Genomic DNA, 26,788 nt, shown 5'->3' with positions numbered 1-26,788 from the left:
GGGCCGGGGATTGCGCGCACATCATGGGACCAGACTAGCGAACGACAATGACTTGCATCAAACGAACCTTGCCCCCGCCCGGCGAAGGTCGACATGCGTTTTTCGCGCCTCGGGCAGCAGGACGGCGGCGGCCCGGCGCGCCACCGGCTCAGGAATAGACCGGCGTCTCTTCGGACAGGACGTGGGGGTCCTGGTGGATCGTCACCTCGGCATTGGGAAAGGCGGTCTGCAGCTCGGCCTCGACGGCCTCGGCGATCGCGTGGGCGCGATAGAGCGTCATGCCGCCGTCGATCTCCAGGTGCAGCTGGATGAAGGTCGTGCGTCCCGAGGTGCGGGTCTTCAGGTCGTGCACGCCCAGCACCTCGGAGTGCTGGCGCACCAGCTCGACGATCCGCCTGCGCTCGTCGTCCGGCAGCTCGCGGTCCATCAGCATGTTGTAGGCGTCGACGCCGATCCGCCAGGCGCCGCGCACGATGAAGGCGGCGATCGCCAGGCCGAGCAGCGGATCGGCCAGGGTCCAGCCGAGCTGGCTGGTCAGCACCAGGGCCAGGATCACCGCCGCGTTCATCAGCAGGTCGCTGAGGTAGTGCAGCGCGTCGGAGCGGATCGCCACCGAGCCGGTGCGGCGCACGACGTAGTTCTGGAAGCGCGTCAGCGCGAAGGTCGCGACCAGCGAGACGGCCATGACCGCGAGGCCGAGCTCGCCGTGGCTCACCGGCGCCGGAGCGAACAGCCGGCGCAGCGCCTCGAACACCAGGAACAGCGCCGAGCCGCTGATCAGGCAGGCCTGGCCGAGGGCCGCCAGCGCCTCGACCTTGCCGTGGCCGAAGCGGTGCTCGCGGTCGGCCGGCACCAGCGAATGGCGGACCGCGAGCAGCATCATCACCGAGGCGGTGCCGTCGAGCAGCGAGTCGACCAGGCTGGACAGCAGGGCCAGGGAATCGGTCATCCACCAGGCGAGCAGCTTCAGCGTGATCAGCGTCAGCGCCGTCGCGGTCGAGGCGTAGGTCGCCCAGCGCATCAGGCGGCCGCTCTCTGCCGGCCCCGCCCGCGGTGCCGGGGCCACGCCGCCCACCGTCTCCGACCGTCCCGACGCCATGGGCCGTCTGCCGTTCCTGTCTGTTGCCGCCGGACCGCCGGCGCCGCCTTGTCGCTTGCCGTGCCGGGCCGCCACGCGGCACCGCCGCGACGCCGGGCCCGGCGCGTCGAGATCCCGGGACCTCGAGGGGCCCTAGGGATAGAGGCGCTCGATGCGCCAGCCCTCGCCTTCGCGATGATAGACGAAGCGGTCGTGCAGCCGGAAGGCCCCGTCCTTCCAGAACTCGATCAGCCGCGGCGCGACGCGGAAGCCCGACCAGTGCGGCGGTCGCGGCACGCCGCCGATGGCGTACCTGGCGGCCATCGCGGCGACCCGCTTCTCGAGCGCGAAGCGGCTTTCCAGCGGCCGCGACTGCTCGGAGGCCCAGGCGCCGATCTGGCTCTGCCGCGGGCGCGACGCGAAGTAGGCGTCGGCCTCGGCGGGCGTGACCTCGCTCACCGCCCCCTCGATCCGCACCTGGCGGCGCAGGGACTTCCAGTGGAACAGCAGCGCGACCTGGGGATGGGCCTGGATCTGCCGGCCCTTGCGGCTCTCGTAGTTGGTGTAGAAGACGAAGCCCTGCGGGTCGTAGTCCTTGAGCAGCACCATGCGCGCCGAGGGCATGCCGTCCTCGCCGACGCTGGCGACGACCATCGCGTTGGGGTCGTTCGGTTCGGCCGATCTGGCCTCGTCGAACCAGTCGGCGAACAGCGTCAGGGGATCGGCCGGCGGCGAATCGAACATGGATTCCTCTGGGACTTCTCTCGGGCATCTGAGGGCGGCTGCGGCGAATCGGCGGCCGGCAGCCGGTGGAACGCTATCCCGCCGCACGACATTGTTCCACCGGGGAAGAATTACCAGGGCTTGGCGCGGCGAAGAGCCGTCGCCAAATAGCCTGACTTGCGCCGGATTGATTCCGATCAACGACCAACGGAACAAATAGCGACGGAATTGCGCTGTCCGAGCGTTCCAGTCCCAAACGATTGGCGAGGAGTGTGATGAAAACCAAGATCCTTCTGGCGGCCCTGTTCGCGGGCGTGCTCGCCGTTGCCGGCTGTTCGCAGGACGGCAGCGGATACGGCACCAAGCAGACGATCGGCGGCCTCGGCGGCGCTGCGCTGGGCGGCCTGCTCGGCTCGCAGTTCGGCGGCGGCACGGCGAACCTCGCCTTCACGGCGCTCGGCGCCGTCGCCGGCGGCCTGGTCGGCTCCGAGGTCGGCAAGGGCCTCGACAAGGCCGACAAGCTGGAGGCCCAGCAGGCCCAGGCGCAGGCGCGCACCGCGCCGATCAACCAGACCATCACCTGGTCGAATCCCGACACCGGTCACTCGGGCAGCTACACCCCGGTCCGCGAGGGCTATCGCCAGGACGGCGCCTATTGCCGCGAGTTCCAGGAGACGGTGACGATCAACAACCAGCAGCAGAAGGCCTACGGCGTCGCCTGCCAGCAGCCGGACGGCACCTGGCGGATCGTCGAGCAGAAGTAGGACAAAGCGCTGGCGGCCCGCCCCGCCGGCCTGCAAAGATGACCGGAAGGCGCGCAGCGGCAGCGGGGTCTGCCGCTGGGCGCTTTCCGTTCGTCGGCGTTACGGTTCTGACATGAGCGATCTCTACAGCACTCTCGGCGTCTCCCGCGAAGCCAGCGCGGACGAGATCAAGCGCGCCTATCGCAAGCTGGCCAAGGAACTGCACCCGGACCTCAACCCGGGCGACAAGACCGTCGAGCAGCGCTTCAAGGAGATCAACGCCGCCTACTCGCTGCTCTCGGACCCCGACAAGCGCAAGCGCTACGACGCCGGCGAGATCGACGCCGCGGGGCAGGAGAAGCCGTCACGCGGCTTCTACCGCTCCTACGCCGACGCCGGCATGGGTCAGAAGTACCACGGCTTCGACGCCGAGGCCGCCGAGGACATCTTCTCGGACCTGTTCGGCGGCTTCGGGCGCAGCCGGCGCGCCGGCGGGCGCACCCCGCGGCAGCGCGGCGCCGACGTCTCCTACAGCGTGCACATCGACTTCCTGGAGGCCGCCAACGGCGCGCGCAAGCGCATCCAGCTCGCCGACGGCAAGACCGTCGACGTCACCATTCCGGCCGGCACCGCCGACGGCCAGACCCTGCGCCTGAAGGGCCAGGGCCTGCCGGGCCTGGGCGGCGCCGGCGCCGGCGACGCCTACGTCGAGGTGCACATCGCGCCGCACCGCTTCTTCACCCGCAAGGACAGCGACATCCACCTGGAGGTGCCGGTCAGCCTGCCCGAGGCCGTTCTGGGCGCGACCATCTCGGTGCCGACCGTCGAAGGCAAGGTCTCGATGAAGGTGCCCGCCGGCGCCAACAGCGGCACGACCCTCAGGCTCAAGGGCAAGGGCACGGTCGACCAGAAGTCGGGCGAGCGCGGCGACCAGTACGTCAAGCTCAAGGTCGTGCTGCCCGAAAAGCCGGACGCCGAGCTGCAGCGCTTCATGGAGAGCTGGGGCAAGGAGCACGGCTACGACCCGCGCAAGAAGGCCGGCCTGGCGTAGGGGGCTGGACGTTGGTCGCCGTGACGCATCAGGTCGAGCGCGACGCGCTCTAGGGGGAACCATGGCGCTGCTGTCGCTCGTCGAGGTCATCACCGCGATCCGCGAAGAGGGGATCGAGATCCAGCAGACCGAGGTCGAGGGCTTCATCCAGCAGTCCTGGGTGATCCCGCTGCATGAGGAAGGCGGCTACTTCTTCGACGAGGCCGACAAGGCGCGGATCGAGCTGATCTGCGAGCTGCGCCGCGACATGGCGATCAACGACGAGGCCGTGCCGGTGATCCTCAACCTGCTCGACCAGCTCTACGGCCTGCGCCGCACGCTCGGCGAGATCCGCGAGGCGGTGCGCGAGCTGCCGCCGGACTGGCGCGCCGCCTTCGAGAAGCGCCTCACCGAGTCGCTCGGCGAGTGACCCCGGCCCGGAGCATCCGTCGCTTCAGTCGGCAGCCCCCGCCTCCTCCTCCGCATCGAGCCTGACCGGCGCCGCCTTCCCGGCCGGGCGCAGCCGGGCCGTGCTCTCCATCAGGTCCGGATCGTCGAGCAGGCTGGCGAGGCTGGCCGAGCGGTAGCGGCCGAGCGCGCCGTCCATCGCCTCGATCACCCGGCGCGACGCCTCCGGCCAGGCGACGCTGGCCCGCAGGCGCAGGCCCAGCACCTCGAGCAGGCTGTCGAGGTCGACCTTGGCGAGGTCGCGGGCGAGCAGCAGGCGGTCGCTGTCGCTGCGCTGGATCAGGTGTGCCCGGCGCAGGCGCGACAGGCATTCGTCGAGCTCGGCGGGCGTCACCGGCAGGCTGCGCAGCAGGCGGCCGTGGCGCACCGTGCTGCCGTCGCGGTGCGCCTCGCCGAGCCGGCAGAGGATCGCCAGCGCCAGCACGAGGCGCGTCGCCGCCCGCTCGCTGCCGCCGTCCCGGCGCGCAGTGACGCGCCATTCGGGCAGCATCGCGGTGATCTCGGCGCCGAGCAGCACGATGACCCAGAAGGCGTACATCCAGAGCAGGAAGATCGGGATCGCCGCGAGCGCGCCGTAGATCAGCGCGTAGGACGAGAAGTTGGCGATGTAGAGACCGAACAGCGCCTTCAGCCCTTCCAGGGCGACCGCGGCGGCGAAGCCGCCGACCAGGGCGTCGCGCAGCGCCACCGTCCGGTTCGGCACGATGAAATAGACCAGCACGAAGCCGACGGCCGCGAGCAGGATCGAGATCAGCCGCGAGAAGGCGACGAAATCGCTGCCGATGACCTGCACGGTCGCGCTCTGGGCCAGCGCGAAGGCGTAGCTCGAGACGGTCAGCGAGGCGCCGATCAGCAGCGGCCCCATGGTCAGGAGCGCCCAGTAGACCAGGAAGCGGCTGGCCAGCGGCCGCTGCTGGGTGATGCGCCAGACCGTGTTGAGCGCGCCGTTGATCGCCGAGAGCAGCAGCAGGGCCGTGACCGCCAGGCCGATCACGCCGGCCGCGGTCATGTTCGTCGCGTTGTCGAGGAAGCTCTGGATCTGCGCCGCCGCGGCCGCGGCCTGGTCGGCCGGCAGGATGTCGAAGATCGCGCCGCGCAGGCGCTCGCGGGCCTGGTCGAAGGCCGGGAAGGCAGCCAGCACCGACAGGGCGATCGCCAGCATCGGCACCAGGGCGAGCAGCGAGGTGTAGCTCAGGCTGGCCGCGAGGCCGGTCAGGTTGTCGCGCAGGCAACGCCGCCCGAGGAAGCTGGCGAAGCCGCCCGACCGCTTCCAGACGGCGCTGAGCCGGGACGCCAGAGCCTTGCCTTCGGTCATCTATCGGGCCCTCCTCGCCGAGTCCGACTCTGTCGTGCCGGACCGTCCCGTTCAACCCGTCGGCGAGGCGCAGACCGCGGCCCGGTGCGGTTTGACCGCCCTCCGGGTTGGTGTAGGATGCGCCCCCGCCGGCCGTTCTCCAGCGCCCCCCGAGACAAGCAGCGACAAGTCGAGACCAACATATGAGCCATCCTGACGCCCTCATGTCCGGCAAGCGCGGCCTGATCATGGGGGTGGCCAACGACCGTTCCATCGCCTGGGGCATCGCCAAGACCCTGCACGAGCACGGTGCCGAGCTCGCCTTCACCTTCCAGGGCGAAGCGCTGGAGAAGCGGGTGCGCCCCCTCGCCGACTCGGTCGGCAGCGAGATCGTGCTGCCCTGCGACGTCACCGACGACGCCTCGATCGATGCGGTCTTCGAGGCGATCGGGGAACGCTGGGGCCGGCTCGACTATCTGGTCCATGCCATCGCCTACGCGGACAAGGACGAGCTGAAGGGCAAGTTCCTGCGCACCACCCGCGCCAACTTCGTCCGCTCGCTCGACATCTCCTGCTACTCGTTCACCGCCGTCGCCCAGCGCGCGGTGCCGCTGATGGCCGACGGCGGCAGCCTGCTGACCCTGACCTACTACGGCGCCGAGCGGGTCATGCCGCACTACAACGTCATGGGCGTCGCCAAGGCGGCGCTCGAGGCCTCGGTGCGCTACCTCGCGGCCGACCTCGGCGAGCAGGGCATCCGGGTCAACGCGATCTCGGCCGGCCCGATCAAGACGCTGGCCGCCTCCGGCATCGGCGACTTCCGCTACATTCTCAAGTGGAACGAGTACAACTCGCCCCTGCGCCGCAACGTCAGCCTCGACCAGGTCGGCGGCTCCGCGCTCTACCTGCTCTCCGACCTCTCGGCGGGCGTCACCGGCGAGGTGCACCACGTCGATTCGGGCTACCACACCGTCGGCATGATGGCGGTCGACGCCGCCGCCCAGGTGCGCGAGCTGCTCGAAGGCTTCAAGACCCAGGGTTGACCGCCGTGCCGGGCAACGCCTCCTCCCAGGCCTGACGGCCATGCCGGGAAACGCCTTCGGCCAAGCCTTCCGCTTCGAAACCTGGGGCGAGAGCCACGGCGCCGCGATCGGCTGCGTCGTCGACGGCGTGCCGCCGCTGATCCCGCTCGCCGAGCCGGACCTGCAGGTCTGGCTCGACAAGCGCCGGCCGGGCCAGTCGCGCTTCACCACCCAGCGCCGCGAGCCCGACCAGGTGCGCATCCTCTCGGGCGTCTTCGAGGGCCGGACGACCGGCACGCCGATCGCCCTGATGATCGAGAACCAGGACCAGCGCTCCAAGGACTACGGCGAGATCGCCGGGAAGTTCCGTCCGGGCCACGCCGACTACAGCTACTGGAAGAAGTACGGCATCCGCGACTACCGCGGCGGCGGCCGCTCCAGCGCCCGCGAGACGGCGATGCGCGTCGCCGCGGGCGGCGTCGCCCGCAAGGTGCTCGACGCCGTGCTCGGCCCCGGCGCCGTCACGATCCGCGGCGCCCTGGTGCAGATCGGCCGCCACCGGGTCAGCCGCGACAACTGGGACTGGGCGGCGGTCGAGGACAATCCCTTCTTCTGCCCCGACCGCCAGGCCGCCCAGAGCTGGGAGGGCGTGCTCGACGCGACCCGCAAGGCCGGCTCCTCGCTCGGCGCGGTCGTCGAGGTCGTCGCCGAGGGCGTGCCGCCGGGCCTCGGCGAGCCGATCTACGACAAGCTCGACGCCGACCTCGCCAAGGCGATGATGTCGATCAATGCCGTCAAGGCGGTCGAGATCGGCGCCGGCTTCGCGGCCGCCGAGCTCAGCGGCGAGGAGAACGCCGACGAGATGCGCATGGTCGACGGCAAGGTCGCCTTCCTGTCGAACCAGGCCGGCGGCGTGCTCGGCGGCATCTCCAGCGGCCAGGACATCGTCGTGCGCTTCGCCGTCAAGCCGACCTCCTCGATCCTGATGCCGCGGCGCACGATCGACCTGGAGGGCAACGAGACCGAGATCGTCACCAAGGGCCGCCACGACCCCTGCGTCGGCATCCGCGCGGTGCCGGTCGGCGAGGCCATGATGGCGCTCGTGCTGGCCGACCACCTGCTGCGCCAGCGCGCGCAGACCGGCAGGGTCTGAGACGGTGCCGCAGCTCGAGCTGCGCCCCGTCGCGCCCGAGGACATCGGCCGCCTGACCGTCCTGCTGATGGAGACCTACGCCTTCTACGGCGACCCCGAGCCGATCCCGGCAAGCGAGGTGGCCGGGCGCCTGCGCCGCTACCTCGGTGCCCAGCCGGGCTACGAGGCGGTGCTCGCCTCCAGCGAGGGCGTCGACATCGGCTACGCCATCTATGCCCCGGTGTTCTGGACCAGCGACTGCCGCATCGCGCTGTTCCTCAAGGAGATCTTCGTGCTGGAGCGCTGGCGCAACCGCGGCGTCGGGCGCGACCTGATGCGCTGCCTCGCGCGCATCGCCCGGCAGCGCGACTGGCCGCGCATCGTCTGGACCGTCGACCGCCGTAACCGCCCTGCCCTGCGCTTCTACCGCACCATCGTCGGCGCCCGCGAGGTCAACAAGGACGTCTACGTGGTCAGCGGCGAGAGCCTGCGCCGGCTGGCGGACTAGGCGCTCACGGTCTCCGGAACCCGGCGACCAGCTCCAGGTGCGCCGTCCAGGGGAACTGGTCGACGGGGACAATCCGCTCCAGCCGGTAGCCGCCCTCGACCAGGATGCGGGCGTCGCGGGCGAAGCTCACGGGATTGCAGGAGACGGCGACGATCCGCGGCACGGCGCTGGCCGCCAGGTGCTGGGCCTGCTCGCGGGCACCGGCGCGCGGCGGGTCGAAGACGACGGCGTCGAAGCCGGCCAGCTCCTCGGGCCGGAGCGGCTGGCGCGCGAGGTCGCGCGAGGCGATGTCGAGCGGCCCGGCCAGGCCGCCGTGGCGCGCCGCCGTCCAGAGCGCGGCCAGGGACGGCTCGTCGCCCTCGACCGCCAGCACGCCGGACGCCTTCGCGAGCAGCGCGAAGGAGAAGGTGCCGCAGCCGCAGAAGAGGTCGGCGACGCGCCCCAGCGCCTCCGGGAGGGCGCCGAGCACGGCGTCGCGCAGCGCCGCCTCGCCCTCCGCGCTGGGCTGCACGAAGCCGCCCGGCGGCGGCGTCACCGGCACGTCCTTGCCCGGCGCCCGGAAGGTCAGCAGCGGCGGCCGGCGCAGGCACAGCGGCTCAGGCTCCGTCTCGCCCTTGGCCTGGGCCGAGAGCCGCGCCACGTCCTGCGCCTCGGCGAAGGCCGTCGCCGCCTGGCGGCCCGCGAGATCCGGCGCCCTGGGCAGGGTCAGCAGCAGGTCGCAGCCGTTCTCGGTCAGGGTGACCATGACCTCGCCGCTCTCGCCGTCGCGCAGCAGGACCGCGAGCAGCTCCCGCAGGGGCGCCAGCAGGGCGAAGATCTCCGGGCGCAGCACGTGGCACTCGGACAGGTCGACGACCCGGTGGCTCATGCGCTCGTGGAAGCCGAGCAGCGCGCGCCGGCCGAGGCGGAGCGCCGCCAGGCTGGCGCGCCGCCGGCTGCACGGCGGCACCCGGACCAGGGGAGCCACCTCCGCCGCCTCGAGCTGCTGGCGCGCCAGGGCGTCGAGCACCAGGCCGCGCTTCCACTCGGCATAGAGGCCGTCGTCGAGCTGCTGCAGCTGGCAGGCGCCGCAGGGCCCGAAGTGGCCGCAGACCGGGTCCTGCCGCCCCGGCCCCTCCTCGATCAGCTCGACCGGCTCGCCGCGCCAGCCGCCGGCCTTCTCGCTGGTCAGCTTGACCTTGAGCCGGTCGCCGACCACGGTCTGGGCGACGAACACGGGGCTGCCCTGCCAGGTCGCGACGCCGTCGCCGCGGCCGCCCAGTCCCTCGATCGTCACCTCGACCTGCCGGCCGCCGCCCGGCCTCGCGTGCCTGCGCATGCTGTTTCGCGATCCTGTCATTCCCGGAGGCCATGCTAGTAGCCTACGGGACCGCCGGCGCGCTACCGATTGCTGGCCGACGACAACGAAAGGGAGAAGAGCCCGTGCCGCAGCCCGACCACGTGATGAAGCTACCGGTGCCCGACGAGGCCGGCCTGGACGACGACATCCGGAAGTACTTCCAGGTCTGCCGCGACAAGCTGGGCCTGGTGCCCAACGTGCTGGCCGCCTACGCGATCCGGCCGGAGAAGCTGCGCGCCTTCGGCAAGATGTACAACGACCTGATGCTCGGCGAGTCGGGCCTGTCCAAGCTGGAGCGCGAGATGGTCGCGGTCGTCGTCTCCTCGGTCAACCGCTGCTACTACTGCCTGGTCGCCCACGGCGCCGCGGTGCGCGAGCTGTCCGGCGACCCTCAGCTCGGCGAGATGATGGTGATGAACTACCGGGTGGCCGAGCTGTCGGCGCGCCAGCGCGGCCTGCTCGACTTCGCCTGGAAGCTGACCGAGACGCCGCAGCTGGTCGGCGACCCCGACCGCCAGGCGCTGCGCGACCTCGGCTTCGGCGAGGAGGACATCTTCGACCTCTGCAACGTGGTCGGCTTCTTCAACATGTCGAACCGCGTCGCCGCCGGCGTCGACATGATGCCGAACCCCGAGTACCACGGCATGGCCAGAGGCGAGGAATAGGACCTTCCGATGCGGCTGCTGCTGTTCCTGCTGAAGTGCGTCGTCGGCATCCTGGCGACGCTCGGCCTGCTGGTCGTGGCGGTCGCGCTGGTGCTCGGCCTCGCCTGGCGCAACGTCGAGTCCTGGAAGAGCGCCGAGGTCGGGCAGCCGGACAACGCCGTGCTGGTGCTCGACCTCGCCAAGGGCCTGACCGACGGCCCGCCCGGCCCGGCCGCGACCTTCGGCGGCCTGACCGGCGAGACCAACCTGCGCCGGCTGGTGCTCGGCCTGGAGGCGGCGGCCGACGACCCCCGCGTCGGCGGCCTGCTGCTGCGGCTCGGCGCGGGCGAGCTGTCGATGGCGCGCGCCCAGCAGCTGCGCCGGGCCGTGCTCGCCTTCCGCAAGAGCGGCAAGCCGGTCCAGGCCTTCGCGGCCTCGTTCGGCGAGGGCGGCGACGGCACGCTGCACTACTACCTGGCGGCGGCCGCCGACCGGATCACGCTGCAGCCTTCGGGCAACCTCGACCTGGTCGGCTTCACCCTGGACCAGCCCTATGCCCGCGCCCTGCTCGACGAATGGGACGTCAAGGCGCGGATCTATCGCCGCGAGGAGTACAAGGGCGCGGCCGAGCCGCTGACCTTCGAGGAGATGACTCAGCCGGTCCGCGAGAACCTGCAGGGCCTGCTCGATTCCTGGCTGGGGCAGCTGACTGCCGACGTCGCCAGGGACCGCGGCCTGACCCAGGCGGCGGTGCGCGGCCTGGTCGACGGCGGTCCCTACCTGCCGGCCGAGGCGCTGAAGGACAGGCTGGTCGACGCCCTCGGCTACCGCGACGAGGCCGAGGCCGCGATCCTGAAGGCGGCCGGCTCCGGCGCCGAGCTCGAGCCGGTCCGGGACTACCTGTCGGCGCGCGGCGACGGCGGCAGCGAGGACGGCCTGCCGCGCATCGCGGTGATCTACGGCCAGGGCCCGGTGACCCTGGGCGAGAGCGGCGACGGCAGCCCCTTCGGCGGCCTCTCGATGGGCGCCGACACGGTCTCCGAGGCGTTCCGCGAGGCGGCCGCCGATCCGACGGTGCGCGCGATCCTGTTCCGGGTCGACAGCCCGGGCGGTTCCTACGCCGCCTCCGACACGATCTGGCGGGCGGTGCGCCAGGCGAAGGAGGCCGGCAAGCCGGTCGTCGTCTCGATGGGCGCGCTGGCCGCGAGCGGCGGCTACTTCGTCTCGGCCGCCGCCGACCGCATCATCGCCGAGCCGGGCACGATCACCGGCTCGATCGGCGTGGTCTCGGGCAAGATCCTGACCGCCGGGCTGTGGCACGACCTCGGCGTCAACTGGAGCGGCGTCCAGGCCGGCGCCAACGCCGGCTTCTGGGACTCGACCCGGGACTTCACGCCCCAGCAGTGGGCGCGCTTCACCGGCTTCGTCGACGCCGCCTACGCGGACTTCGTCGGCAAGGTCGCGAGCGGCCGCAAGCTGAGCGTCGCCGAGGCCGAGGCGGTCGCCGGCGGCCGGGTCTGGAGCGGCGCCGACGCCGCCCAGCACGGCCTGGTCGACGGCCTGGGCGGCTACCGCGCGGCGATCGATGCGGCCCGCGAGCTGGCCGGCCTGCCCAGGGATTCCGAGGTCGCGCTGGTCGACTACCCGAAGGCCGGCAACCGGCTGGAGCGGCTGCTGCGCCGCTTCCTCTCCGACAGCCTGCTGGCGACCCGCGTCGCCGGCCTGCTGCGCGCCAGCGGCCTGCTGCCGCCGCTGACCCAGGCCGCGGGCGAGGCGCAGCTGCTGAGCCAGGACCCGCGCGCGAACCTGCTGCGCGCGGTCAGGTGACCTCCTAGGGCAGCTCGGCGGCGAGCAGGTACTCGACGTTGCCCTCCGGGCCGGCGATCGGGCTCTCGGTCAGGTCCGTGACCCGCCAGCCGGGCTGCGCCTCCAGCCAGGCGACGACCTGCTCGCAGGCCCGGCGCCGCGCCGCGGGGTCGCGCACCACCCCGCGCCTGTCGACGGCGCCGGGGCCGAGCTCGAACTGCGGCTTGACCAGCGCGACCAGCCGGCCACCCGGCCGGACCAGGGCGAGGGCCGCCGGCAGCAGCGTCTCCAGGGAGATGAAGCTGGCGTCGCAGACCAGCAGGGCCGGCGCCTCGGGCACCAGCTCGGCGCTCAGCGCCCGGCCGTTGACCCCTTCCAGCGAGACGACGCGCGGGTCCTCGGCGAGGCGCGGGTGCAGCTGGCCGTGGCCGACGTCGACGGCGTAGACACGCTCGGCGCCGCGCTGCAGCAGCACGTCGGTGAAGCCGCCGGTCGAGGCGCCGAGGTCCAGGCAGACCAGGCCGGCCGGGTCGATGTGGAAGTGCTCGAGGCCGTGGGCCAGCTTGACCCCGCCGCGCGAGACCCAGGGGTGGTCGCGGCCGGTGACCGCGAGCGGCGCATCGGCGGCGAGCAGCTGGCCCGGCTTGGCGACCGGCCGGCCGGCGCTCTCGACCAGGCCGGCCTCGATCAGCGCCTGGGCCCGCGCCCGGCTCTCGGCCAAGCCGCGCTCGACGAGCAGGCGGTCGGCGCGCTGGCGCATCTGGCGGGCTCCCGGTCACGGCGATCCGCGGAGCCTAGCCGGGATTCGCCGGGCCGCAAGCCCGGTCGCTAGGTCTCCGTGCGGGCGGCGCGCGACGGCAGGGCGCTGAGGCGGTGCCGGTCGAGCAGGCCGAGCCGGCGGCGCAGCGAGAAGCGGGTGGTCAGGGCGGCGGCGACCACGGCCAGGCCCAGCGCCAGGCCGTACCAGACGCCGATGCCGCCGAGCCCGGCCTCGAAGGCCAGCAGGTAGGCGGCGACGAAGCCGATGCCCCAGTAGCCGGTCATCGCCAGGGCCATCGGCCAGGCGGTGTCGCAGAGCCCGCGCAGCGAGCAGGACATTACCGCCTGGGCACCGTCGAAGATCTGGAACAGCGCGGCGACGACGAGGAAGCTGACGGCCAGATTGAAGACCGGCAGGAGCTGCGGGTCGCCGGGGTCGACGATGAGGCTGACGACGGCGCCGGGCGCCAGCCACATCAGGGTCGCCGTGCAGGCCATGAAGCCGCAGCCGAGCGCCGCAGCCACCCAGGCCGCCCGGCGCACGCCCTCGACGTCGCGGGCGCCGAAATGCTGGCCGACCCGAACCTGCCCGGCCTGGCCGACGCCGAGCGGGATCATGAAGGCGACGGCGGTGATCTGCAGCGCCACGGCATGAGCGGCGACGTTGAGCGTGCCGAGCCGCAGCATCAGCAGCTGCGCCGAAAGGAACAGGCCGCTTTCGGCGACGACCGTCACGCCGACCGGCAGGCCGACCCGCCAGACCTCGAGGTAGCGCTGCCAGTCCGGCCTGGTGAAGCGGGCGAAGACGTGGAAGCGGCGGAACTGCCGGTCGCGCAGCACGAAGGTCGCCAGGGTCAGGAACAGGCCGACGTGGACCGCCGCCGTCGCGCCGGCGGCGCCGGCGACGCCGAGCGCGGGGAAGCCGAGATGGCCGAAGATCAGCAGGTAGTCGAGCAGCCCGTTGATCAGCGCGCCGCCGATCAGCGCGACCATCACGATCTTCGGGCGCGACAGCGCGGAGACGAAGTAGCGCAGCACCAGGAAGCCGAGCGAGAAGGGGATGCCCCAGACGATGGTGTGCAGGTAGGTCCGGGCATGGTCGACGACCGCGCCGTCGCGGCCGGCCCAGAGCAGCAGGTGATGGCCGTTCCAGATCAGCGCCATGGCCGGCAGCGCCAGCGTCAGGGCGACCCAGAAGGCCTGGCGCACGCTGCGGCGCACGCCACGGTAGTCGCGCGCGCCGTAGGCCTGGGCGACCAGCGAGGCGCTGGCGATCAGGATGCCGAGACAGAACAGCCAGACGTTGAAGTAGACGGCGAAGCCGAGCGAGCCGGCGGCCATGTAGTCCGGGCCGAGCCGCGCCAGCATGATCACGTCGGTGGTCTGCATGGCGATCAGGCCGAGCTGGCTGCAGACGATCGGCAGGGCGAGCCCGACCATGGCCCGCGCCTCCTCCAGCCACAGGCCGAGGCTGCCGGCTGCGTAGGCAGCCCGCTCCGGCCCGATCGGTCTCGACGAAGCGATGATCCCCATGACGCGCGCCACTATGCGCGTTTTGAGGGCAGTGGCAAGAGGAGAACGACTAAATCAAGGTTGCGGACGGACCGACCGGCTCACCCTGCGGACAGGGCCTGCCTCCGGCGGCTCAGGCGCGCGCCGGGCGGGTCGCGTCGGCGTCGTTGTAGCCGAGGGCGGTCAGGGCGGTCACCACCATGTCGGGTGCGCCGAGGCCGGCCCAGGCGATCTGCTCGTCCTGCTTGCCGTGGTCGATGAAGCGGTCCGGCAGATACATCGGCCGGAACTTCAGGCCGTGGTCGAGCAGGCCCTGGCCCGCCAGCTCCTGCAGGACCTGGCTGGCGAAGCCGCCGACCGAGCCCTCCTCGATGGTGATCAGCACCTCGTGCTCCGCGGCCAGGCGCCGCACCAGGTCGCTGTCGAGCGGCTTGGCGAAGCGGGCGTCGGCGACGGTCGTCGACAGGCCCTTGGCCCCGAGCTCCTCGGCGGCCTTGAGGGCGTCCGTGAGGCGCGTGCCGTAGGACAGGATGGCGATCTTGGTGCCTTCCTTGAGGATCCGGCCCTTGCCGATCTCGAGCGGCGCGCCGTGCTTCGGCAGCTCGAGGCCGAGGCCCTCGCCGCGCGGATAGCGCAGCGCCGAGGGCCGGTCGTCGATGGCGACCTGGGTCGCCACCATGTTGACCAGCTCGGCCTCGTCGGCGGGCGCCATCAGCACGAAGCCCGGCAGGCAGCCCAGGTAGGCGATGTCGTAGGCGCCCTGGTGGGTCACGCCGTCGGCGCCGACCATGCCGGCGCGGTCGAGCACGAAGCGCACCGGCAGCTGCTGGATCGCGACGTCGTGGACGACCTGGTCGTAGGCGCGCTGCAGGAAGGTCGAGTAGATCGCCGCGAAGGGCTTCATGCCCTCGCAGGCGAGGCCGGCGCAGAAGGTCACGCCGTGCTGCTCGGCGATGCCGACGTCGAAGGTGCGCTCGGGAAAGCGCTCGCCGAACTTGTTGAGGCCGGTGCCCGACGGCATCGCCGCGGTCACCGCGACGATCCGGTCGTCGCGCTCGGCCTCGTCGATCAGCGCATCGGCGAAGACCGAGGTGTACTGCGGCGCGCTCGGCGTCGGCTTGGCCTGCTTGCCGGTCACGACGTCGAACTTGACGACGCCGTGATACTTGTCGGCGGCCTTCTCGGCCGGGCCGTAGCCCTTGCCCTTCTGGGTCACGGCGTGGATCAGCACCGGCCCTTCGTAGTCGCCGTCGCGGACGTTCTTGAGCACCGGCAGCAGGTGGTCGAGGTTGTGGCCGTCGATCGGGCCGACGTAGAAGAATCCCAGCTCCTCGAACAGCGTCCCGCCGGTCAGCAGGCCGCGGGCGTACTCCTCGGCGCGCTCGGCGGCCTTGCGGAAGGGCCGCGGGAAGCGCTCGGCCATGTGCTTGCCGAGATGGCGCACCGACTGGTAGGGCTTCGAGGAGATCAGCTGCGACAGATAGGCGCTCATCGCGCCGACCGGCGGCGCGATCGACATGTCGTTGTCGTTCAGGACGACGATCAGCCGCGACTTGCGCGCGCCGGCGTTGTTCATCGCCTCGTAGGCCATGCCGGCCGACATCGCGCCGTCGCCGATCACGGAGACGACGTTGAAGTCCTCGCCCTTGAGGTCGCGCGCCACGGCGTAGCCGAGTCCGGCGGAGATCGAGGTCGAGGAGTGCGCCGCGCCGAAGGGGTCGTACTCGCTCTCGCGGCGGCTGGTGAAGCCGGACAGGCCGCCCGACTGGCGCAGGGTGCGGATGCGGTCGCGCCGGCCGGTCAGGATCTTGTGCGGATAGCACTGATGCCCGACGTCCCAGATCAGCTTGTCGCGCGGCGTGTCGAAGACGTAGTGGATCGCCACCGTCAGCTCGACGACCCCGAGCCCGGCGCCGAGGTGGCCGCCGGTCACCGACACCGCCTCGACCAGCTCCGAACGCAGCTCGTCGGCAACTTGCCGGAGCTGGTCTTCGGGCAGGGAGCGCAATTGGTCGGGAGTGGACACGCGGTCCAGAAGAGGGGTCTTGCTCCCTTGATCAGCCATATCGCCTATCCGTAAAGTTCCAATACAGGTTGGCCCCGCGCGCACCCCTCAGAAAGCGCGACAGAGCGTCCCAGGTCACGACCGCCGCGCGAGCACGAAATCGATCGTACGGCGCAGAGCATCGGCATTCTCACCGAAAGAATCAAGGCGGCACCGCGCCTTGTCGGCGAGTTCCGCGGCCCGCCGGCGCGCCCCGTCGACCCCGAGATGGACGACGAAAGTCGCCTTGCCGAGATCGGCGTCCTGCTGCGCCGGCTTGCCGAGTTCCTCGGTCGTGCCCTCGACGTCGAGCAGGTCGTCGACGATCTGGAAGGCCAGGCCGAGCAGGCGGGCGTAGTCGACCAGCGCGGCCGTCTGCTCCGGCGACGCCTCGCCGAGCAGGGCGCCGGCCTCGCAGGCATAGGCGATCAGCGCGCCGGTCTTGAGCGCCTGCAGCCGCTCGATGCCGGCGAGGTCGAGGCCGTGGCGCTCGGCCGAGAGGTCGATCGCCTGGCCGCCGACCATGCCCTCGGAGCCGGCGGCACGCGCCAGCCCGGCGACCAGCCGGCAGCGCACGGCCGGGTCGGGGTGGGTCGCCGGATCGGCGAGCACGCCGAAAGCCTCGGTCAGCAGGGCGTCGCCGGCCAGCACCGCCGTCGCGTCGTCGTAGGCCTTGTGGACCGTCGGCTGGCCGCGCCTGAGGTCGGAGTCGTCCATCGCCGGCAGGTCGTCGTGGACCAGCGAGTAGCAGTGCACCATCTCCAGCGCGACGCCGGCGCGCAGGGAGCGCTCCCGCGGCACGCCGAACAGGTCGGCCGAGCCGACCAGCAGGAAGGGCCTGAGCCGCTTGCCGCCGTTCAGCGAGCCGTGCCGCATGGCGGCGCGCAGCCGGCCGATCGGCCCGGCGGCGTCCGGCATCAGCTCGGCGAGCATCGTCTCGACGGCGCCGGCGACCTCCGCCAGCGCCTTCTTCAGTTCGGCCTCCGTCATTCCCCTGGGAACCCCTATTCCTTGTCGAAGGGCTCGGTGCGAGCCGTGCCGTCCGGGGCGAGGCCGATGCGCTCGATCTTGGCCTGCGCCTCCTTGAGCTTGGCCTCGCAGTGCGCCTTCAGGCGGGCGCCGCGCTCGTAGGCCTCGATGGCGTCGTCGAGCCGCCCCTCGCCGCGCTCGAGCCGACCGACGATCTGCTTCAGCTCCTCGAGCGCCTCCTCGAAGGACAGCTCGGCGACCTCGCGCGGCGCCTGGTTCGCATCAGCCATGACCTCGTCCACCCCTTGCTCTTCCCGTCCCCGACCCGGCCCGCACCGCCCGCGCCGTCAGGCCGCCGCCATCAGCGCGCGGACGTGGGCCGCGGCACTGCTCGCCAGCGCGTCCAGGTCATAGCCGCCTTCGAGCGCCGATACCACCCGGCCTCGACAGGCGTGGTCGGCGATCCGGCAGACCTCCCCGGTGATCCAGGCGAAGTCGTCGTCCTCGAAAGCGAGCCCGGCCAGGGGATCGCCCTTGTGGGCGTCGAAGCCCGCCGAGATCAGGATCAGCTGCGGCTCGAAGGCGGCGAGACGCGGCAGGATGCGCTCGCCCATGGCCCGGCGAAAAACCGTGGAGCCGCTGCCTGGCGCAAGCGGCACGTTGAGCACGTTGTTGTGAGCGCCGCGCTCGGCCGCGCTGCCGGTGCCCGGATAGAGCGGCATCTGGTGCGTCGAGGCGAACAGCAGGTCCTGGTCGTCCCAGAAGGCCGCCTGGGTGCCGTTGCCGTGATGCACGTCGAAATCGACCACGGCGATGCGCTGCAGCCGGTGCGCCTCGCGGCCGTGGAACGCGCCGAGCGCGATGTTGGAGAACAGGCAGAAGCCCATCGCCCGCTCGGGCTCGGCGTGATGGCCCGGCGGCCGCACGGCGCAGAAGGCGTTGTCGGCCTCGCCGGCCATCACGGCGTCGACCGCCGCGCAGACCGCCCCGGCGGCGCGCAGGGCGGCCTCGCCGGAGCCGGGCGAGACGCTGGTGTCGCCGTCGAGCGCGGCATGGCCCTCGGCGGGGATCGCGGCGAGCACGGCGTCGACGTAGTCGGCCGGATGCAGCCGCTCCAGCTGCGCCCGCGTCGCCTGCGGCGCCTCGCGCCACTGCAGCGCGGCGAACTCCGGTGCCGACAGCGCGTCGAGCACGGCCTTCAGGCGCGCCGGCGATTCCGGGTGGAAGTGGCCGGGATCGTGCAGGCCGCAGGCCGGGTGGGTGAAGAGGAGGGTACTCACGGACGTCGGCTCCCACGGGGCGGCACCGGGCTGTGCGCCCCGAGCCCCTTCCTAGACCAGCGCGGCGCCCTCAGCCAAGCCCCGCCGCCGCATGCCGGCGCTAGCGCGGGCCGGGCGCCGGGGCCTGGCCGGGTCCCTGGCCGGGTCCCTGGGGCTGGCCGAGCATGCGCACGCGGATGTTGAAGGCGACGGTGATGCGCTCGCCGGAGCCGTGGAAGGGATTGACGTAGTGGTAGAGCCAGCTGGGAAAGATCACCAGCATGCCCGGCTCCGGGTCGATCACGTAGCTGCCGCCGAACGGCCGGCCCGGCAGCTCGACAGCGTCGACGCCGAAGCGCGGGTCCAGGAACTCGATCTGGCCGTTGCCCGGCACGTCCGCCCGGCGCTCGCCCAGGCTGACGTAGTAGACGCCGGACCAGGAACAGCCGATGTGGTTGTGCAGCTTGTTGTAGCCGCCGTCGCGCAGGACGTTGGCCCAGGCGTCGCCGTCCAGGTCGAAGCGCAGGCCGCGCGCGTCGCCGCCGTAGGTCGTCTCGGTCAGGCGCTGGACGCCGTGGGTGATCCAGCCCTTGAGGGCCTCGATCTCGCGTCCGGGCCAGTTGAGCAGGTCGTCGCGCGAATGCCAGCCGCCGACGTTCGAGCGCAGCACGCCGGGATCGTCGCGCTCGCGCTGCAGGATCAGTTCGCGCAGGCCCGGGTTGACCTGCTCGGCGCCGGGCATCTGCGCCTTCAGCATCGGTGTCGGGAAGGCCAGCAGGAGGTCCTGGCTGATCTGGTAGTGGAGCGCCATGCCGTCTTCTCCGTCGTGCGGGACCGTGTGGCGGCGAATCCCTTTGCCGCCCGTGTTGCACCTTGCTACCTACCGGGCCGTGAAGGGATGAGGCAATGGGATCGAAGCCAGGACCAGCCGAGGCCGAGCGGCAGGCGGCGGCACCGGCCGCGCGCGGCGGCATCCTGCCGCGCCAGGCGATCGCCGAGCTGATCGCGGACGGCGAGATCCGCGGCGCGGGCGATCTCGCCGAGCTGGTGCAGCCCGCCAGCCTGGACCTGCGACTCGGCGCCAGGGCCCATCGCCTGCGCGCCAGCTTCCTGCCCGGCCGTGGCCGCACGGTCGCCGAGCGCATCGAGCAGTTCTCGATGCACGAGGTCGACCTGACCGGCGGCGCGTTGCTCGAGGTCGGCTGCGTCTACATCGTGCCGCTGATGGAGCGCCTGGCGCTCGGATCGCAGGTCTCGGGCCTCGCCAACCCGAAGTCCTCGACCGGCCGGCTCAACCTCTTCACCCGCCTGATCGTCGACGGCGCCGAGCAGTTCGACGTCGTGCCGGCAGGCTACGAGGGGCCGCTCTATGCCGAGCTCGCGCCGAACGCCTTCTCGGTGCTGGCGAGGAGCGGCGTCCGCCTGAACCAGCTGCGCTTCCGCCGCGGCCGTCCCGGCGTCGCCGACAGCGCCCTGCAGCGCCTGCACCGCGAGGTCGGGCTGGTCGGCGAGGGCGGCGCCGGCGCCGGGGCCGAGGCGGCGCAGATCCGCAAGGGCCTGGTCTTCACCGTCGACCTCGGCGGCCTGGGGCCGGACCGGCTGGCCGGCTTCAAGGCCAAGCGCCACGCCGACGTCATCGACCTCTCGCGGATCGGCCACTACGACCCGGCCGAGTTCTGGGACCCGATCGCTGCGAGCCCGCGGGGCGAGCTGATCCTCGACCCCAACGAGTTCTACATCCTGGCCTCGCGCGAGACCGTGCGCATCCCGCCGGACTACGCCGCCGAGATGGTGCCCTACGACACCCAGATCGGCGAGTTCCGGGTGCACTACGCGGGCTTCTTCGATCCCGGCTTCGGCTGGGATCCGGACAAGGAGGTCGGGACCCGCGCGGTCCTGGAGGTGCGCTCGCACGAGGTGCCGTTCCTGCTGCAGGACGGCCAGCCGGTCGGTCGCCTGGAGTACCACCGCCTGGCGGCGACTCCGGACCGGCTCTACGGCGCCGGCATCGGCTCGCACTACCACGCCCAGTCGCTGACCCTCTCGAAGCACTTCAGGCCCTGGGGCGCGTAGCGGACGCGCCGAGCGTCAGGAGGTCAGCACGACGGAGAGCGCGTCGGACAGCGAGGTCGCGAGCGTCGCGCCGATCTTGCGGCGGTAGCGGCCGGATCGCAGCTCGAGCTCGTCGGCACGGTTGGACAGGAAGCCGGTCTCGACCAGGACGGCCGGAATCGCCGCGGAGCGCAGCACCGCGAAGTCGGCATGGCGGGCCGGATTGTCGAGCAGCCGCATCCGGCTCGCGAGGTCGCCGATCAGGCGCCGCTGCACCGCGCGGGAGAGGTTCAGCGTTTCCCGGCGCGCCAGGTCGAAGAGGATCGAGGCGACGGCGTCGTCGAACTGTCGCAGCTTGACGCCGTAGGCCGCGTCGACGGCGTTCTCGTGGCGCGCCAGGGACGCGGCCAGCTTGTCCGACGCATCGCCCGACAGGGTGTAGACCGACAGCCCGCGGGCCGCCGGCGTCGGCGCCGAGTCGGCATGGATCGAGACGAAGAGGTCGGCCTGGTGCCTCCGGGCGATGGCGACCCGCTCCTCGAGCGACAGGAAGACGTCCTCGCGGCGCGTCAGGTGCACGGAGGCGCCGCTGCGCAGCGCGAGCGCGGTCGCGCAGTGCTCGGCGATGTCCAGGACGACGGCCTTCTCCTCGAGGCCGTTGCGTCCCAGCGCTCCCGGATCGACGCCGCCATGGCCGGGATCGATCACCACCGTCGGCTTGCGGCTGCGCCGGGAGGCGGCGGAAGCGACGCGCATCGGGCAGGCGGCGAACAGCCCGAGAGCTAACAGGCTGCTGGAGAGTCCGCCGATAACCCACCGTCTTTCCATGAATTTTTGTACGCCGGCGCGCGGCCACATGTCAAGAATCCGGGCCAGCGACTCCCTGCCGCGTCGATCCGGGAGCGCCAGGGGACCGGCTGCCGGCGCCTGCGCGGCGCCGGCCGGCCCGGCTCAGCCGGTCTTGCGGATGACGAAGCGGTAGAGCTCGCCGTCCTGCGCGCTCTCGACCAGCTCGTGGCCGGTGGTCTCGCAGAAGCTGGCGAAGTCCCTGACGGCGCTCGGGTCGGTCGCCTCGACCAGGAGCGTCTCGCCCGGCGCCAGCGGCTTCAGCGCCTTGCGCGCCTTGAGCACCGGCAGCGGGCACTTCAGGCCCCGGGCGTCGAGGCGGTGCTCGCTCACCGGCCGCCCCTCCGGCGGCGCAGGGCGAAGACCAGCAGGGCCGCCCAGCCGGCCATGTAGGACAGGCCGCCGAGCGGCACGACCGCCCCCAGCCAGCGCGGCGCCCCCAGCCCCATGGCGTAGAGCAGGCCGGAGAACAGCAGCAGGCCGGCGAGGAAGCCGACCCCGGCGGCGGCGAGCAGGCGGCTGGGGCGCCGCTCCGCCAGGATGGCCACGCCAAGCAGCGCAACGCTGTGCAGCATGTGGTAGCGCAGCGCGGTATCGATCCAGGCGAGCCGCTCGGCCGGCAGCCCGCCGAGGGCATGGCTGGCGACCGCGCCGAAGGCGACCGCCAGCAACCCGCTCGCCGCGGCGACGGCCAGCCAGGGGCGCCCGCCCGGGCGCATCTCGTCGTCCTCGATCATGATGCCGAGCAAGCTAACCGGGCGGCCGGCGAAAGCAAGGGCCGAAGGCCTCGACACACCAGATACGTGCATCTCGATTCGAGATGCACGAGGACGTTTACGGCGCCCCTACCGAGGCGGCAACTGGGCGAAAACGTTGCCCCATTTATTAACGACGAGCTTTACCCGGAGGCAAATTAGGCCTAGGGTAATTTCAACCATTTGGCGTGGGGGAATTCGGGCGCTGCGGTGCCCGGCGCCGGATGGGGTGGGACGCAGCTGCATTGGGGGGCAACCGTGTCTAGGCAAATGGGCGCGCAGGAGAGCGATTCGGCTCAGCAGGAGCGGGAAGGACCGCACGCCGTCGACATTCACGTCGGCGGCCGGTTGAGACAGCGACGGGTCGGCGTCGGCATGACGCAGGAGCGACTGGCCCGGATCATCGGCATCACGTTCCAGCAGGTCCAGAAATACGAGCGCGGCACGAACCGGATCGTGGCGAGCCGGCTGTACGAGCTGGCGCGCGCGCTGGGCGTGACGGTCGACTACTTCTTCGAGGACATGCCGGACGGCGAGGCCAAGCGCTTCGACTGTCCGGCGACCGCCGGGCCGGAGCTGCCGACGCTGATGGCGGAGCGCGAGACCCTGGTGCTGGTGCGGGCCTACCACCGCATCCTCAACCAGGACGTCCGACGCCGGCTGATCGACCTGGTGAAGTCGCTCGGCCCGTCCTGAGCGGCCGGCGCGCCGCTGCGAAGGCCCTTTCCGACGAGCCGGGCCAGGGCCATCTTCCCTGGTCCATGAAGACCCTGGACCTGCCCGAGAGACCGGAGCCGCGGCCCGACTGCGGCCTGCTGGCCTGCGCGCTCGACGAGCTGGCCCGTCCGGGGCGCGGCGCCGTCTCCCTGCCCTGGCTCGCCCCCGGCCGGCTGGAGCGGCTGCGCCGCGCCGCGGCCCGCCTGCCGTTCCGCCGGGCCCGGGCCCGGGTCGGCGAGGCCGAGCGCACGGTCTTCCAGGATTTCGAGATCACCCTGGACGTGCCGCAGGACGGCCTGCTGCGGCGCTTCGCCGACGAGCTGGAGGCCGACCTCGCGGCGGCCCTGGGACGTCTCGAGCGGCCGCCGCTGGCGCCGCCGACGCTCAACGACATCGCCGTGCAGCGCTACCCGGCCGGCTCGCGCGGCATCTCGCCGCACCGCGATCACCTGCGCTACCGCTCGCTGGTGGTGCTGCTGACCCTGTCGGGCCGGGCCCGCCTGTTCGTCTGCGACGATCGCGCCGGCAGCGGCGCCGAGGAGGTCAGCATCGCCCCCGGCCGCCTGCTGCTGATGCGCGCGCCGGGCTTCGCCGGCAGCGACGAGCGGCCCTTCCACTTCCTGGACGGCGTCTCGGCGCCCCGCTACGGCATCGGCCTGCGCCACGACCGGACCAAGGCGCCCTGATGCTTCCCGAGGGCCGGCCGAGAGTGTAGGAAGCGCCGCCATGCTGCTTTCCGACTTCGATTTCGAGCTGCCCCAGTCCCTGATCGCGCAACAGCCGGTCGAGCCGCGCGACTCGGCGCGCCTGCTGCAGGTCGGCCGGGACGGCCTCGCCGACCGCCGGGTCCGCGACCTGCCCGAGCTGCTGCGCGCCGGCGACCTGCTGGTCGTCAACGACACCCGCGTGCTGCCGGCGCGCCTGACCGGCAAGCGCGGCGAGGCCGGCGTCGAGGTGACGCTGCACAAGGCCGAGGGCCCGGCGCGCTGGCGCGCCTTCGCCCGTCCGGCCAAGCGCCTGAAGCCGGGCGACCGCATCGTCTTCGCCAGCGACGCCGAGGGCGCCTTCGCCGCCGAGGTCGCCGAGAAGCACGAGGGCGGCGAGCTGGCGCTGGTCTTCGAGCGCAGCGGCCCGGCACTGATCGAGGCCCTGGAACGCCACGGCGCGATGCCGCTGCCGCCCTACATCAAGCGACCCAGCGGCGCCGAGGCCGCCGACCGGCGCGCCTATCAGACCGTCTTCGCGCAGCGCAGCGGCGCCGTCGCGGCGCCGACCGCCGGCCTGCACTTCACCGAGCCGCTGCTCGAGGCCCTGGCGGCGCGCGGCATCGAGCGCACGACCCTGACGCTGCACGTCGGCGCCGGCACCTTCCTGCCGGTCAAGCACGAGCGGGTCGAGGAGCACCGGATGCACGCCGAATGGGCCTCCTTGAGCGCCGAGACCGCCGCCGCGGTGGCCCGGACCCGGGCGCGCGGCGGCCGGGTCGTCGCGGTCGGCACGACGGCGCTGCGCACGCTGGAGAGCGCGGCGCGCCCAGGCGCCGGGGCCGGCCTGGTCGAGCCCTTCGAGGGCGAGACCAGCCTGTTCATCCTGCCCGGCTACCGCTTCAAGGCCGTCGACCTGCTGATGACCAACTTCCACCTGCCGCGTTCGACCCTGTTCATGCTGGTCGCCGCCTTCAGCGGCCTCGAGACCATGCGGACGGCCTACGCCCACGCCATCGCCGAGGGCTACCGCTTCTTCTCCTACGGCGACGCCTGCCTGCTGGAGCGCCAGGCGTGAGCGCGCCCGCGACGACGAGCGGAGCGGGCCTGGGATTCGAGCTGTTCGCCCGGGATGGCGCGGCACGGCGCGGCCGCCTGACCACGGCGCACGGCACGGTCGAGACGCCGGCCTTCATGCCGGTCGGCACGGTCGCGACCGTCAAGGGCATGATGCCCGAGCAGGTCGCGGCGACCGGCGCCGAGATCCTGCTCGGCAACACCTACCACCTGATGCTGCGCCCGGGCGCCGAGCGCATCGCGGCCCTGGGCGGCCTGCACCGCTTCATGAACTGGCCGAAGCCGATCCTGACCGATTCCGGCGGCTTCCAGGTCATGAGCCTGGCCTCGCTGCGCCGGCTCGACGAGGACGGCGTCACCTTCAAGTCGCACCTCGACGGCTCGGCCCACCGCCTGACCCCGGAGCGCGCCGTCGAGATCCAGGACCTGCTCGACAGCAACGTCACCATGGTGCTGGACGAATGCACGCCCTTCCCGGCGACCGAGGAGCAGGCGGCGAGCTCGATGCGCCTGTCGATGCGCTGGGCCGAGCGCTGCAAGGCGGCGTTTCGCCTGCGTCCGGGCTACGGCCTGTTCGGCATCGTCCAGGGCGGCGTCTATCCGGCGCTGCGCCATGAATCGGCGGCTGCGCTGCGCGGCATCGGCTTCGACGGCTACGCGATCGGCGGCCTGGCGGTCGGCGAGCCGCCGGAGACCATGCTGGCGGTGCTGCAGGAGACGGCGCCTGCCCTGCCCGCCGAGCGGCCGCGCTACCTGATGGGCGTCGGCCGGCCCCAGGACCTGGTCGAGAGCGTGCGGCGCGGCGTCGACCTCTTCGACTGCGTGCTGCCGACGCGCAGCGGCCGGACCGGCCGCGGCTACACCGCCGACGGCGAGGTCAACATGAAGAACGCGCGGCACCGCGACGACCCGCGGCCGCTCGATGCGGCCTGCGGCTGCCCGCTCTGCAGCGGCTACTCCCGGGCCTACCTGCACCACCTGTTCCGGGCCGGCGAGATGCTCGGCCCGATCCTGCTGACCCTGCACAACCTGACCTTCTACCAGACGCTGATGCGCGGCTTGCGCGGGGCCATCGAGACCGGCAGCCTCGAGGACTTCGCGGCCGCGTTCCACGAGGCCTACGGGCGCGGCGACCTGCCGGAGTACGTGGCGCCGACCCCGGCCTGAACCCATTGCGGCGGGAGGCCATGTCCGAGCTGAAGGCGGCGATCCGCGAGCGGGCCCTGGCCGAGGGCTTCGATGCCGTCGGCTTCGCGCCGGCGACCAGCTCGGAGTCCGCCCGCGCCGCCTTCCGGGACTTCCTGGAGGCCGGCTTCCACGGCGACATGGGCTGGCTGGCCGAGACCGCCGAGCGGCGCTGCGACCCGCGGGCGCTCTGGCCGGAGGCGCGCAGCGTCGTGGTGCTCGGCCAGAACTACGGCCCCGAGAGCGATCCGCTGGCCCTGCTCGGCGAGCCCGAGCTGGCCAGCGTCTCGGTCTACGCCCGCAACCGCGACTACCACGACACGGTCAAGAAGCGGCTGAAGCGCGTCGCCCGCTGGCTCGCCGCGGAGGCCGGCTGCCAGGTCAAGGTCTTCATCGACACCGCGCCGGTGCTGGAGAAGCCGCTGGCCCAGGCCGGCGGCCTGGGCTGGCAGGGCAAGCACAGCAACCTCCTGAGCCGCGACTGGGGCAACTGGCTGTTCCTGGGCGAGATCTTCACCGACCTCGCGCTGCCGCCAGACCCGCCCGAGGCCGACCACTGCGGCCGCTGCCGTCGCTGCCTCGACGCCTGCCCGACCGACGCCTTCCCCGCGCCCTACCGCCTCGATGCCCGGCGCTGCATCTCCTACCTGACGATCGAGCACAGGGGGCCGATCCCGCGGGAGTTCCGGCGGGCGATCGGCAACCGCATCTACGGCTGCGACGACTGCCTGGCGGTCTGCCCCTGGAACAAGTTCGCCCGGACGGCGGCGGAAGCCGACTTCCGGCCGCGCGCCGCGCTCGAGGCCCCGCGCCTGGCCGCGCTCGCCGGCCTCGACGACGCCGCCTTCCGGCAACTCTTCTCCGGCAGCCCGATCAAGCGCATCGGGCTCGCCCGCTTCCTGCGCAACGTGCTGATCGCGATCGGCAATTCCGGGGCGCCCGGCCTGCTGCCCTCGGTGCGCGCCCGCCTCGACGACCCGCAGCCGCTGGTGCGCGGCGCCGCCGCCTGGGCGCTGCGCCGGCTCGCCCCGGAGGCCGAGGCGACGGCCGAGGCCCGGCGCCGGCTCGCGGTCGAGAGCGATGCCGAGGCCAGGGCTGAATGGGCCGGGCCGCCGTAGCGGT

At 72.4% G+C, this 26,788-nt stretch carries 28 protein-coding genes; 14 read left to right on the top strand and 14 right to left on the bottom strand.

The features are described from left to right. Window positions 1–148: 148 nt before the first annotated feature. Entirely contained in the window at window positions 149–1,021 is an 873-nt protein-coding gene (locus tag B9O00_RS22710) for a cation diffusion facilitator family transporter (RefSeq protein ID WP_085125030.1), read from the bottom strand. 210 nt (window positions 1,022–1,231) lie between these two features. Next, window positions 1,232–1,822, bottom strand: a complete 591-nt coding sequence (gene pdxH, locus B9O00_RS22705; protein ID WP_085125029.1) for a pyridoxamine 5'-phosphate oxidase — start codon at window positions 1,820–1,822, stop codon at window positions 1,232–1,234. Between the two features lie 254 nt (window positions 1,823–2,076). Here pdxH and B9O00_RS22700 point away from each other — a divergent pair, with 254 nt between their 5' ends. From B9O00_RS22700 to B9O00_RS22690, 3 genes are all read left to right on the top strand, one after another. Then, on the top strand, window positions 2,077–2,565 hold the full coding sequence (locus tag B9O00_RS22700; RefSeq protein WP_085125028.1) for an RT0821/Lpp0805 family surface protein: 489 nt from the start codon (window positions 2,077–2,079) through the stop codon (window positions 2,563–2,565). A 112-nt stretch (window positions 2,566–2,677) separates the two neighbouring features. Next, window positions 2,678–3,595, top strand: coding sequence for a DnaJ C-terminal domain-containing protein (locus B9O00_RS22695; protein WP_085125027.1), 918 nt, complete (start codon window positions 2,678–2,680; stop codon window positions 3,593–3,595). 61 nt (window positions 3,596–3,656) lie between these two features. Beyond that, entirely contained in the window at window positions 3,657–4,004 is a 348-nt protein-coding gene (locus B9O00_RS22690) for a chaperone modulator CbpM (protein WP_085125026.1), read from the top strand. A 24-nt stretch (window positions 4,005–4,028) separates the two neighbouring features. Here the strand turns inward: B9O00_RS22690 and B9O00_RS22685 are convergent, their stop codons facing one another. After that, window positions 4,029–5,357 (bottom strand): YihY family inner membrane protein, encoded by a 1,329-nt coding sequence (locus B9O00_RS22685; protein ID WP_085125025.1) that lies wholly within the window; start codon window positions 5,355–5,357, stop codon window positions 4,029–4,031. A 182-nt stretch (window positions 5,358–5,539) separates the two neighbouring features. On the opposite strand from B9O00_RS22685, the gene fabI reads away from it, so the two are divergent. Genes fabI through B9O00_RS22670 form a run of 3 tightly spaced genes read left to right on the top strand, consistent with a single transcriptional unit; the run spans window position 5,540 to window position 7,998 of the window. After that, window positions 5,540–6,379 carry an enoyl-ACP reductase FabI gene (gene fabI, locus B9O00_RS22680; RefSeq protein WP_085125024.1) on the top strand — a complete coding sequence of 280 codons (840 nt, stop codon included), beginning with the start codon at window positions 5,540–5,542 and terminating at the stop codon, window positions 6,377–6,379. A gap of 40 nt (window positions 6,380–6,419) precedes the next feature. Further along, entirely contained in the window at window positions 6,420–7,511 is a 1,092-nt protein-coding gene (aroC, locus tag B9O00_RS22675; protein WP_085125023.1) for a chorismate synthase, read from the top strand. 4 nt (window positions 7,512–7,515) lie between these two features. Continuing rightward, a complete protein-coding gene (locus B9O00_RS22670) occupies window positions 7,516–7,998 on the top strand; it encodes a GNAT family N-acetyltransferase (protein WP_085125022.1) in 483 nt (160 codons plus the stop codon). A gap of 4 nt (window positions 7,999–8,002) precedes the next feature. Here B9O00_RS22670 and B9O00_RS22665 read toward each other — a convergent pair whose 3' ends face one another. Continuing rightward, window positions 8,003–9,316, bottom strand: coding sequence for a class I SAM-dependent RNA methyltransferase (locus tag B9O00_RS22665; RefSeq protein WP_218822913.1), 1,314 nt, complete (start codon window positions 9,314–9,316; stop codon window positions 8,003–8,005). A 104-nt stretch (window positions 9,317–9,420) separates the two neighbouring features. Here B9O00_RS22665 and B9O00_RS22660 point away from each other — a divergent pair, with 104 nt between their 5' ends. Next, window positions 9,421–10,002: a peroxidase-related enzyme gene (locus B9O00_RS22660; RefSeq protein WP_085125020.1), complete on the top strand. Its 582-nt coding sequence runs from the start codon at window positions 9,421–9,423 to the stop codon at window positions 10,000–10,002. A gap of 9 nt (window positions 10,003–10,011) precedes the next feature. Next, entirely contained in the window at window positions 10,012–11,808 is a 1,797-nt protein-coding gene (gene sppA / locus B9O00_RS22655) for a signal peptide peptidase SppA (protein ID WP_085125019.1), read from the top strand. A gap of 4 nt (window positions 11,809–11,812) precedes the next feature. Here sppA and B9O00_RS22650 read toward each other — a convergent pair whose 3' ends face one another. From B9O00_RS22650 to B9O00_RS22620, 7 genes are all read right to left on the bottom strand, one after another. Next, entirely contained in the window at window positions 11,813–12,547 is a 735-nt protein-coding gene (locus B9O00_RS22650) for a TlyA family RNA methyltransferase (protein WP_085125018.1), read from the bottom strand. Window positions 12,548–12,615: 68 nt separating this feature from the next. Next, window positions 12,616–14,079, bottom strand: a complete 1,464-nt coding sequence (locus B9O00_RS22645) for an MATE family efflux transporter (protein ID WP_085125017.1) — start codon at window positions 14,077–14,079, stop codon at window positions 12,616–12,618. A 112-nt stretch (window positions 14,080–14,191) separates the two neighbouring features. Then, window positions 14,192–16,123, bottom strand: coding sequence for a 1-deoxy-D-xylulose-5-phosphate synthase (gene dxs, locus B9O00_RS22640; protein WP_085125016.1), 1,932 nt, complete (start codon window positions 16,121–16,123; stop codon window positions 14,192–14,194). A gap of 75 nt (window positions 16,124–16,198) precedes the next feature. Then, window positions 16,199–17,092 carry a polyprenyl synthetase family protein gene (locus B9O00_RS22635; RefSeq protein WP_085125015.1) on the bottom strand — a complete coding sequence of 298 codons (894 nt, stop codon included), beginning with the start codon at window positions 17,090–17,092 and terminating at the stop codon, window positions 16,199–16,201. A 14-nt stretch (window positions 17,093–17,106) separates the two neighbouring features. Beyond that, window positions 17,107–17,361: an exodeoxyribonuclease VII small subunit gene (locus tag B9O00_RS22630; RefSeq protein WP_085125055.1), complete on the bottom strand. Its 255-nt coding sequence runs from the start codon at window positions 17,359–17,361 to the stop codon at window positions 17,107–17,109. A 57-nt stretch (window positions 17,362–17,418) separates the two neighbouring features. Beyond that, window positions 17,419–18,351, bottom strand: a complete 933-nt coding sequence (locus B9O00_RS22625; RefSeq protein WP_085125014.1) for a histone deacetylase family protein — start codon at window positions 18,349–18,351, stop codon at window positions 17,419–17,421. Window positions 18,352–18,451: 100 nt separating this feature from the next. After that, window positions 18,452–19,141: a 2OG-Fe(II) oxygenase family protein gene (locus B9O00_RS22620; protein WP_085125013.1), complete on the bottom strand. Its 690-nt coding sequence runs from the start codon at window positions 19,139–19,141 to the stop codon at window positions 18,452–18,454. Window positions 19,142–19,236: 95 nt separating this feature from the next. Here B9O00_RS22620 and B9O00_RS22615 point away from each other — a divergent pair, with 95 nt between their 5' ends. After that, a complete protein-coding gene (locus B9O00_RS22615) occupies window positions 19,237–20,403 on the top strand; it encodes a 2'-deoxycytidine 5'-triphosphate deaminase (protein ID WP_085125012.1) in 1,167 nt (388 codons plus the stop codon). 15 nt (window positions 20,404–20,418) lie between these two features. Here B9O00_RS22615 and B9O00_RS22610 read toward each other — a convergent pair whose 3' ends face one another. From B9O00_RS22610 to B9O00_RS22600, 3 genes are all read right to left on the bottom strand, one after another. Further along, window positions 20,419–21,138: an N-acetylmuramoyl-L-alanine amidase family protein gene (locus B9O00_RS22610; RefSeq protein ID WP_159460296.1), complete on the bottom strand. Its 720-nt coding sequence runs from the start codon at window positions 21,136–21,138 to the stop codon at window positions 20,419–20,421. A gap of 195 nt (window positions 21,139–21,333) precedes the next feature. Beyond that, window positions 21,334–21,561 (bottom strand): sulfurtransferase TusA family protein, encoded by a 228-nt coding sequence (locus tag B9O00_RS22605; RefSeq protein WP_085125010.1) that lies wholly within the window; start codon window positions 21,559–21,561, stop codon window positions 21,334–21,336. Next, a complete protein-coding gene (locus tag B9O00_RS22600; RefSeq protein WP_200808633.1) occupies window positions 21,558–21,965 on the bottom strand; it encodes a DUF423 domain-containing protein in 408 nt (135 codons plus the stop codon). The genes B9O00_RS22605 and B9O00_RS22600 overlap by 4 nt, the downstream gene beginning before the upstream one ends. A 288-nt stretch (window positions 21,966–22,253) precedes the next feature. Here B9O00_RS22600 and B9O00_RS22595 point away from each other — a divergent pair, with 288 nt between their 5' ends. The 5 genes from B9O00_RS22595 (at window position 22,254) to queG (ending at window position 26,784) form a co-directional block, all read left to right on the top strand. Continuing rightward, the gene (locus tag B9O00_RS22595; protein WP_085125009.1) at window positions 22,254–22,679 is read left to right on the top strand and encodes a helix-turn-helix domain-containing protein; all 426 of its coding nucleotides are present in this window, start codon (window positions 22,254–22,256) and stop codon (window positions 22,677–22,679) included. A gap of 65 nt (window positions 22,680–22,744) precedes the next feature. Then, complete coding sequence (locus tag B9O00_RS22590; protein ID WP_085125008.1) at window positions 22,745–23,386, top strand: hypothetical protein; 642 nt, start codon at window positions 22,745–22,747, stop codon at window positions 23,384–23,386. A gap of 40 nt (window positions 23,387–23,426) precedes the next feature. After that, window positions 23,427–24,482, top strand: a complete 1,056-nt coding sequence (queA, locus tag B9O00_RS33875) for a tRNA preQ1(34) S-adenosylmethionine ribosyltransferase-isomerase QueA (RefSeq protein ID WP_218822915.1) — start codon at window positions 23,427–23,429, stop codon at window positions 24,480–24,482. Further along, window positions 24,479–25,648, top strand: coding sequence for a tRNA guanosine(34) transglycosylase Tgt (gene tgt, locus B9O00_RS22580; protein ID WP_235017177.1), 1,170 nt, complete (start codon window positions 24,479–24,481; stop codon window positions 25,646–25,648). Before queA ends, tgt begins: the two co-directional genes overlap by 4 nt. A 20-nt stretch (window positions 25,649–25,668) precedes the next feature. Next, on the top strand, window positions 25,669–26,784 hold the full coding sequence (gene queG / locus B9O00_RS22575) for a tRNA epoxyqueuosine(34) reductase QueG (protein ID WP_085125006.1): 1,116 nt from the start codon (window positions 25,669–25,671) through the stop codon (window positions 26,782–26,784). The last annotated feature ends 4 nt before the right edge of the window (window positions 26,785–26,788 follow it).

It is taken from the genome of Tistlia consotensis USBA 355 (assembly GCF_900177295.1).
Taxonomy (GTDB): domain Bacteria; phylum Pseudomonadota; class Alphaproteobacteria; order Kiloniellales; family DSM-21159; genus Tistlia; species Tistlia consotensis.
Note: the sequence above shows the minus strand (reverse complement) of the source record. Positions and strands in the feature narration are given on the sequence as shown.

Excerpts from the sequence above, each read along its gene's own strand:
- B9O00_RS22710 (WP_085125030.1), bottom strand. The coding sequence starts at position 1,021 with ATGCGCTGGGCGACCTACGCCTCGACCGCGACGGCGCTGACGCTGATC.
- pdxH (WP_085125029.1), bottom strand. The coding sequence starts at position 1,822 with ATGTTCGATTCGCCGCCGGCCGATCCCCTGACGCTGTTCGCCGACTGG.
- B9O00_RS22700 (WP_085125028.1), top strand. The coding sequence starts at position 2,077 with ATGAAAACCAAGATCCTTCTGGCGGCCCTGTTCGCGGGCGTGCTCGCC.
- B9O00_RS22695 (WP_085125027.1), top strand. The coding sequence starts at position 2,678 with ATGAGCGATCTCTACAGCACTCTCGGCGTCTCCCGCGAAGCCAGCGCG.
- B9O00_RS22690 (WP_085125026.1), top strand. The coding sequence starts at position 3,657 with ATGGCGCTGCTGTCGCTCGTCGAGGTCATCACCGCGATCCGCGAAGAG.
- B9O00_RS22685 (WP_085125025.1), bottom strand. The coding sequence starts at position 5,357 with ATGACCGAAGGCAAGGCTCTGGCGTCCCGGCTCAGCGCCGTCTGGAAG.
- fabI (WP_085125024.1), top strand. The coding sequence starts at position 5,540 with ATGAGCCATCCTGACGCCCTCATGTCCGGCAAGCGCGGCCTGATCATG.
- aroC (WP_085125023.1), top strand. The coding sequence starts at position 6,420 with ATGCCGGGAAACGCCTTCGGCCAAGCCTTCCGCTTCGAAACCTGGGGC.
- B9O00_RS22665 (WP_218822913.1), bottom strand. The coding sequence starts at position 9,316 with ATGCGCAGGCACGCGAGGCCGGGCGGCGGCCGGCAGGTCGAGGTGACG.
- sppA (WP_085125019.1), top strand. The coding sequence starts at position 10,012 with ATGCGGCTGCTGCTGTTCCTGCTGAAGTGCGTCGTCGGCATCCTGGCG.
- B9O00_RS22650 (WP_085125018.1), bottom strand. The coding sequence starts at position 12,547 with ATGCGCCAGCGCGCCGACCGCCTGCTCGTCGAGCGCGGCTTGGCCGAG.
- B9O00_RS22645 (WP_085125017.1), bottom strand. The coding sequence starts at position 14,079 with ATGGGGATCATCGCTTCGTCGAGACCGATCGGGCCGGAGCGGGCTGCC.
- dxs (WP_085125016.1), bottom strand. The coding sequence starts at position 16,123 with ATGGCTGATCAAGGGAGCAAGACCCCTCTTCTGGACCGCGTGTCCACT.
- B9O00_RS22635 (WP_085125015.1), bottom strand. The coding sequence starts at position 17,092 with ATGACGGAGGCCGAACTGAAGAAGGCGCTGGCGGAGGTCGCCGGCGCC.
- B9O00_RS22630 (WP_085125055.1), bottom strand. The coding sequence starts at position 17,361 with ATGGCTGATGCGAACCAGGCGCCGCGCGAGGTCGCCGAGCTGTCCTTC.
- B9O00_RS22620 (WP_085125013.1), bottom strand. The coding sequence starts at position 19,141 with ATGGCGCTCCACTACCAGATCAGCCAGGACCTCCTGCTGGCCTTCCCG.
- B9O00_RS22615 (WP_085125012.1), top strand. The coding sequence starts at position 19,237 with ATGGGATCGAAGCCAGGACCAGCCGAGGCCGAGCGGCAGGCGGCGGCA.
- B9O00_RS22610 (WP_159460296.1), bottom strand. The coding sequence starts at position 21,138 with ATGCGCGTCGCTTCCGCCGCCTCCCGGCGCAGCCGCAAGCCGACGGTG.
- B9O00_RS22600 (WP_200808633.1), bottom strand. The coding sequence starts at position 21,965 with ATGATCGAGGACGACGAGATGCGCCCGGGCGGGCGCCCCTGGCTGGCC.
- B9O00_RS22595 (WP_085125009.1), top strand. The coding sequence starts at position 22,254 with ATGGGCGCGCAGGAGAGCGATTCGGCTCAGCAGGAGCGGGAAGGACCG.
- B9O00_RS22590 (WP_085125008.1), top strand. The coding sequence starts at position 22,745 with ATGAAGACCCTGGACCTGCCCGAGAGACCGGAGCCGCGGCCCGACTGC.
- queA (WP_218822915.1), top strand. The coding sequence starts at position 23,427 with ATGCTGCTTTCCGACTTCGATTTCGAGCTGCCCCAGTCCCTGATCGCG.
- queG (WP_085125006.1), top strand. The coding sequence starts at position 25,669 with ATGTCCGAGCTGAAGGCGGCGATCCGCGAGCGGGCCCTGGCCGAGGGC.